Here is a 6,543-nt window from a genome sequence, read left to right as displayed (position 1 = left end):
GGGTCTTCTTGATCTCGATCTCTTCGTAAGCCTCGATGATATCACCGACCATTACTTTTCCTACTGCTGATCTGCACTCGAACGACTACTCATTTCGGGCTCGAACGACTATTCGTTTCGTATGCAAACGACTATTGCTTTGCCCCCAATAAGTCTAATTGAATGGCTATGTCAGATATCAGCCGTAGTATGACATGAGCTTCTTCACAAAGTGGCTCATCTGCTCACGCACAGACTTAGGCTCAAGAACTTCTATCTGGTCCGCTTGTGCCAGCAATATCTGATACAAGTCGAAGGTAGGACGCACGATCAGTTCAAAGTATGATGCCTCATCATCCTTCATCTCGACCTGCTCACGCTGCGACTCATGAATAGGGAGGGTACGGAGGTAGTCTGGGGCGGAATAATATGCCTTGATAATGAGACGAACAGGCTCCTCCTGCGAACGCATGATACCACAGCAGTCACGGAAGTATTCATCAATATCAAAGTCCTCCTTCATGCGGAAGGTCGCACCCGTCGGGTTACAATCCGAGATGCGGTCAAGAGCGTAGACCATAAAGACATCTTCGGATTGGTCATCTCCCTCCTGATGCCCACCTCGGGCAGAGTAATAGGGATTGCGAGCGAGCACATACCATCGGCGCTTGACTACCTTAAGGTAATAGGGCTCAATATCGAAGCGACAAGGCTCGAGCTTCCCGAAGGCTTGATAAGCGATGCTCAGCACCTGATTATTACGCATAGCATCCGTGATGGCATGGAGCCATCGATGCCCAGAGGGTACGCTCTCAAAGAGGATACGACCCTTCAACTTCCTATCCGCTTGGATCTGATTCATCGCGGTATAGGAGTCGATTAGCCAAATGCGCAGATGGTCATTCTCCAGCTCCTCGGGACGGTCGATATAGTATTTGTAGCCTCCCTTGGTATCACAAACGATATCGACCTCAAAGATGTCGAAGATAGCCTTGCGATGGTTGTGAAAGGTGCGAATAGCCAGATCGTCACCATCACCATAGCTCAGTCCGCTCCTCTGCCAGAGGCTATTCACCTCCTCGTAGGTCAGATGTCCATAGCGACGGAACTGCTCGATCAGCCAGACGTAGCGCCCAAAGATATTTGCTGCCATATACTTAATTATTCTACTTCACACACAAAGGTAGAGATAGTTCGCATGGGAGCGAGCGCTGTTCTTTGGCGCGGAGTATCTACCATAACTATGCGATCCCGAAGCCATACTTCTCTACCAGATCTCGAAATATGGGATAGCGCTTCAAGAACTCTTCCAAGCGCTCAAGCTTGTACTCTCGGATCCGAGGCAAAGGAAAGTACGAGGGCGCTACCCTACACATCCGCTCCCAGTATCCCTCTGATGACATCCAGGGATTTCGCACATAGGCCAGATCCTCTTGGAGCTGCCTATCACAGGTGGCAAAGTCCATAATGAGGTCGGGATATCTCAGCTCACCCAAGCACCATAGCGCTAAACTAACCCCGTCATCCAAAGCAAAAGAGAAGGTATCTACCTCCCGCATAGGAGGGCAGCTACTGCGGGCTATCGCCTCCATCAGCACCTCAGCTAAGACGGCTTCGCACGCCTCCCTACTTACTGGGCGCTGGAGCTTAGCCATAACGTAGAGCCACTCGAGGGGAGACAGCCGAGAGGTATCGACCTCATAATGTGGGTTAGCCCCCAACCTCAATGCCACCCGCTGGTAGCCGACGACCTTCGCCAGCTCCTGCTCCAGCCGCAGCACACATGCCTCATCGGCATGGCGAATAATAAAGAGAGCTACCTCTCGCTCCTTGTACTTCTCCCACAGGTCCAGCACCATCGCCACCCACTGTGACTGCAGTCTACCCCCTCGCCCAGCGAACATCTCCCACTGAAACATAAGGGTCTGCAGCGCCCAAGTCCGCGCATCCTTTGACGAATCCAGCAGGAAGAAGGAGAGGATCTTGCACTGTGCCTGCCACTCGACATGAGGGAAGACCTCCCGTAGCTTCTTTCTTGCTAAGGTGATACGCCCAAGCTTCCGCTGCTGAACATCCTTTAGATACGCTCTCCACGACTTGTTGTACTGGATCTGTGTGGCATCAGCGGGCACTTGCTTCTCCAGCCGCGCATCCACGACCTTAAGCAGATACCAATCCAGATTAGCCTGACTACGCAGCTCTCTGAGCGTAGCTTCATCTAATCCTTGGATGATATTCCGACAGAGCTTATGCGTGATCCTCGACAGCGCTTCTTCCGAGTCAGCTACGTTATTAAAGAACTGAATGACATCCATACTTCATCTAATCTATTGGGACATTTGAGGTTGGCTCATTACCAAGCCCCACTAATTCGCCAAAGATAGAAGCGCACCTCTGCCATATCGCAGCAGAGGTAAATAGCATTGAAGCACGAGCAATTCTCCTTAATTTTATGAGCGTTTGGGGAATCCAAGCACCTACAACCAGTCGAACAGCCCAAGCCCCAACCCGGGGCGGGGCACAACACTTTATCTTATGGACATTGAGCAGAGACTCAAGGAAATTTGGAGAGCTGATTATCTGAATGCCCTACCATCAGACATCAAAACAGTTATCGAGCGTGGGTATGTATTTTACAACAACGGAGAGAAAAAGGATCTCCTCATCACGGGTATCAATCCTTCCTTTAGAGGAGAAGAAAGAGGAGGTCAGCATGACACCACTGAGCTATTGATAGATACAAGGCACGATGTCTATTGGTCTCCGATAAGAAAGATGCTACATAACCAAGACATCGACTTACGAACCCAAACCGCTTACCTCGACATTTTCTATTTCCGAGAAAAGGAACAGGTCTTCCTTAAGGAAAAACTGCTCAGCCAGCCAGAAGGCATTAGATTCATCGTTGACCAGCTCAACCTCACTATGCACACGATAGAGGAGGCTATTCAGCCCAAGCTCATCATAGTAAAGAACAAAGAATCAGCGGCGTACTTTGGCAAAGAAGCGAAGGAACGAGGATGGATCTGGATGGGATATGCACTTGAACATGTGTGCAACACCTATTGCGGAGAGCTCTGTAAGATCACGGGGCTCATTGATTCTCACGAGCGCATTGCTCCAGAGATCACACAGACAGCGCTTGTCGGGACATTAGTTCTATTTACTAGGCATATCAACCAGTACACCAAGAGAGAACTGCGCCCCACAGCGGAGTTCTTGAATCGCCTTCTGCATATCCACTCGCAAGGAATTGGAAGCTACCCCATAGAAGGCCTCTGTCTGAATCACGATAGCGATATGAATCTATGTAAGTAAGAGCTATACACCTATATTGGTCGTCACTGTGACTAGTACTAGTCAACTCAGCGAGCAGTACTGGTCGCAAAGCCCCCTCGCAGAAATGCATTACGCCCCAGGCTGCCGAAGCAGCCTGGGGCGTAATTGCCTATTGGTATATCGCGAGTGAAGTCGATCGTGACTTAGTCGAGGGTCTTCTTGATCTCGATCTCTTCGTAAGCCTCGATGATATCACCGACCATTACGTCGTTGTAGCCATCGATGTTCAGACCGCAATCCTGACCCATGACGACTTCCTTAGCATCGTCCTTGTAGCGCTTGAGCGAACCAAGTTCACCCTGGTACTTGACGATGCCATCACGGATGAGGCGGATCTTGTTGTTACGCTTGATCTTCCCTTCGACGACCATACAGCCGGCGATCGTACCGACCTTGGTGATCTTGAAGGTCTGCTGAACTTCGAGGTTAGCCACGATATTCTCCTTGATTTCGGGCGAAAGCATCCCTTCCATAGCAGACTTGATATCCTCGATGGTATCGTAGATGATCGAGTACGTACGGATCTCTACACCCTCACGGTCAGCTAGGCGACGAGCAGCCTGGCTAGGACGCACCTGGAAGCCAAGGATAATCGCCGAAGAAGCCGAAGCAAGCACGACATCGCTCTCGGAGATCTGTCCGACACCCTTGTGGATGACATTGACTTGGATCTCTTCGGTAGAGAGGCGGATAAGTGAGTCGGAGAGTGCTTCGATAGAGCCGTCCACGTCCCCCTTGATGATGACGTTGAGCTCCTGGAAGTTGCCCAGCGCACGACGACGAGCCAGCTCGTCGAGGGTAAGTCCCTTCTTCGTGCGGTTATCCTGCTCACGCTTGAGTTGCTCACGCTTGCTAGCGATGCTACGAGCCTCCTGCTCGGTCTCCATGACATTGAAGGTCTCACCTGCGGTAGGTGCACCGTCCAAGCCAAGGATCAGAACGGGTTCACTTGGACCCGCCTTCTCGACCTTCTGGTTACGCTCGTTGAACATAGCCTTGACACGGCCGTAGTGCGTACCCGAGAGGACAATATCCCCTTGCGTAAGCGTACCATTCTGCACGAGGACAGTAGCTACATAGCCACGACCCTTGTCAAGCGAAGACTCGATGACAGAGCCGACAGCACGGCGCTTAGGATTGGCCTTGAGCTCGAGAAGTTCAGCTTCGAGGAGGACCTTCTCGAGTAGTTCGTCGATGTTGATCCCCTTCTTCGCAGAGATCTCCTGACACTGATACTTACCGCCCCATTCTTCGACGAGGTAGTTCATCGCAGCAAGCTGCTCACGGATGCGGTCAGGGTTAGCCGCAGGCTTATCGATCTTATTGATGGCGAAAACCATGGGGACACCAGCGGCGGCGGCATGGTTGATCGCTTCCTTCGTCTGAGGCATCACGTCATCGTCAGCAGCGACGATGATGATAGCGATGTCCGTGACCTTAGCACCACGAGCACGCATAGCGGTGAAGGCTTCGTGACCTGGAGTATCAAGGAAGGTAATACGCTTACCATCCTTGAAGCGCAGGCTGTAAGCACCGATGTGCTGGGTAATACCCCCTGCTTCGCCAGCGATGACGTTGGTATTGCGCAGGCGGTCGAGGAGCGAAGTCTTACCGTGGTCGACGTGACCCATGACGGTGACAATAGGAGGACGGCTGATGAGATCAGCTTCATCATCGATCTCTTCTTCCTGTGTGATCGCTTCGACGACCTCGGCACTGACGAAGTCGGTCTTGTAGCCAAACTCTTCAGCCACCATCTCGATGGTCTCAGCGTCGAGGCGCATGTTGATCGACACCATCAGCCCGATGCTCATGCAGGTAGCGATGACCTGAGTGACGGGTACATCCATCATGCTCGCTAGGTCACTGACGGTGACGAACTCGGTGAGCTTGAGCGTACGGCTTTCGGCTTCGCTACGCTCTTGAGCATCAAGAGCAGCAGAGCGAGCCGCATCACGCTTATCCTTACGATACTTCGCAGACTTAGCTCCCTGCTGGTTCTTACCCGTGAGGCGAGCTAGCGTCTCCTTCACCTGACGCTGTACATCTTCGTCGGTGACAACTGCCTTCTGAGGCTGCTGGCTCTGACGCTTAGCCTTACGGCCCATCTTCTGAGCATCGCCACCCGACTGACCATTGCGGTTAGCACCACGGCTATTGGGATCAGCAGAGCGACCTGCACCATTAGCACCACCGGTACGCTGCCCCTGCTTCTTAGGAGCATTGTCGGTGACCTTAGCGGCTTCGGCCTTGACATCTACGGGACCCTTACCAATACGGGTACGCTTACGACCGCTCTTGTCGCCATGCGCCTTCTTGGCAGGACGGGTGTTGTCGTTGATGGCAGAGAGGTCGATCTTCCCGACAACATTGAAGCTGATCCCTGCGCTGGGAGCAGAAGGACGATAGATCTCGGGCTCACGGACAGTGGGCTCTTCCTTCTCGGGAGTCTTAGCTTCGGGCTTAACCTCTGGAGCAGGAGCGGACTGTGGCTTAGCTTCGGCCTTTACCTCCGCCTTTACTTCGGGCTTAGGTGCAGGCTCGGACTTAGGCGCGGGCTTCACTTCTGGCTTCGCAGGCTTGGGTTCTTCGGCCTTGGCTGGAGCTGGCTGAGGGGCTGCCTTCACCTCGGGCTGAGGCTTAGGAGCGGGAGCAGCCTTAGGCTCGGGCTTGGGTTCGGGCTTGACCTCTACCTTGGGCTCAGGCTTAGCTTCTGCCTTGGGCTTGAGGTCTGCGATAGAGCCCTTGATATGGAGGCTGGGGCGACGATCCTCGGGGATCACCGTCTCGATATGCGTCTCCTTAGCGGGGCGAGGCTCGGGCTTAGCCTCTGCCTTGGGGGCAGCAGGTTCGGGCTTGGGAGCCACTGCCGACCCGTCCAGCTTGTCTAGAAGCTGGGAGATCTCTGCCTTGCCCATCCCCTTGCCGTGCTCAGCGATTAGCTGCTCAGCGATCTGGCGAGGGACGCGTGTATTGGGGTTGATGCTATTAACGTCTAAGACGTTCTTCTTCTCTAATGAATCCTTGAATGAGCCAATCCCTACGTTGAGTTCCTTGGCCAAGGTAAAGAGCTTGATGTCCTTTGGCATGTATCTTCTCTTTTGAATGGTTTGTGTCCTTCTCTCTATACGCTACTCTACTCAAGCCTGGAGGCTCTCGATCACCACCACAGATATACTCTCTTATAGCTGAGAGGGCTCTAGGGGAGTAGAGAGGGGGGAGGGA

The 6,543-nt window shown here is 52.8% G+C and carries 4 protein-coding genes; 1 reads left to right on the top strand and 3 read right to left on the bottom strand.

What is annotated here, in order from left to right; genetic code table 11:
• Positions 1-178: 178 nt before the first annotated feature.
• Complete coding sequence (locus Q0336_RS06360; RefSeq protein ID WP_298526764.1) at positions 179-1,132, bottom strand: WYL domain-containing protein; 954 nt, start codon at positions 1,130-1,132, stop codon at positions 179-181.
• A gap of 88 nt (positions 1,133-1,220) precedes the next feature.
• Entirely contained in the window at positions 1,221-2,294 is a 1,074-nt protein-coding gene (locus Q0336_RS06355) for a hypothetical protein (RefSeq protein ID WP_298526762.1), read from the bottom strand.
• Positions 2,295-2,514: 220 nt separating this feature from the next.
• Between Q0336_RS06355 and Q0336_RS06350 the strand changes: the two genes are divergently transcribed.
• Positions 2,515-3,297: a hypothetical protein gene (locus Q0336_RS06350; protein WP_298526760.1), complete on the top strand. Its 783-nt coding sequence runs from the start codon at positions 2,515-2,517 to the stop codon at positions 3,295-3,297.
• 164 nt (positions 3,298-3,461) lie between these two features.
• Here Q0336_RS06350 and infB read toward each other — a convergent pair whose 3' ends face one another.
• Complete coding sequence (gene infB / locus Q0336_RS06345; protein ID WP_298526758.1) at positions 3,462-6,407, bottom strand: translation initiation factor IF-2; 2,946 nt, start codon at positions 6,405-6,407, stop codon at positions 3,462-3,464.
• Positions 6,408-6,543: the final 136 nt, after the last annotated feature.

This window comes from uncultured Porphyromonas sp. (assembly GCF_938039215.1).
Taxonomy (GTDB): Bacteria; Bacteroidota; Bacteroidia; order Bacteroidales; family Porphyromonadaceae; genus Porphyromonas.
The sequence above is the reverse complement of the archived record's forward strand: the minus strand, read 5'-3'. Positions and strand labels throughout refer to the sequence as shown.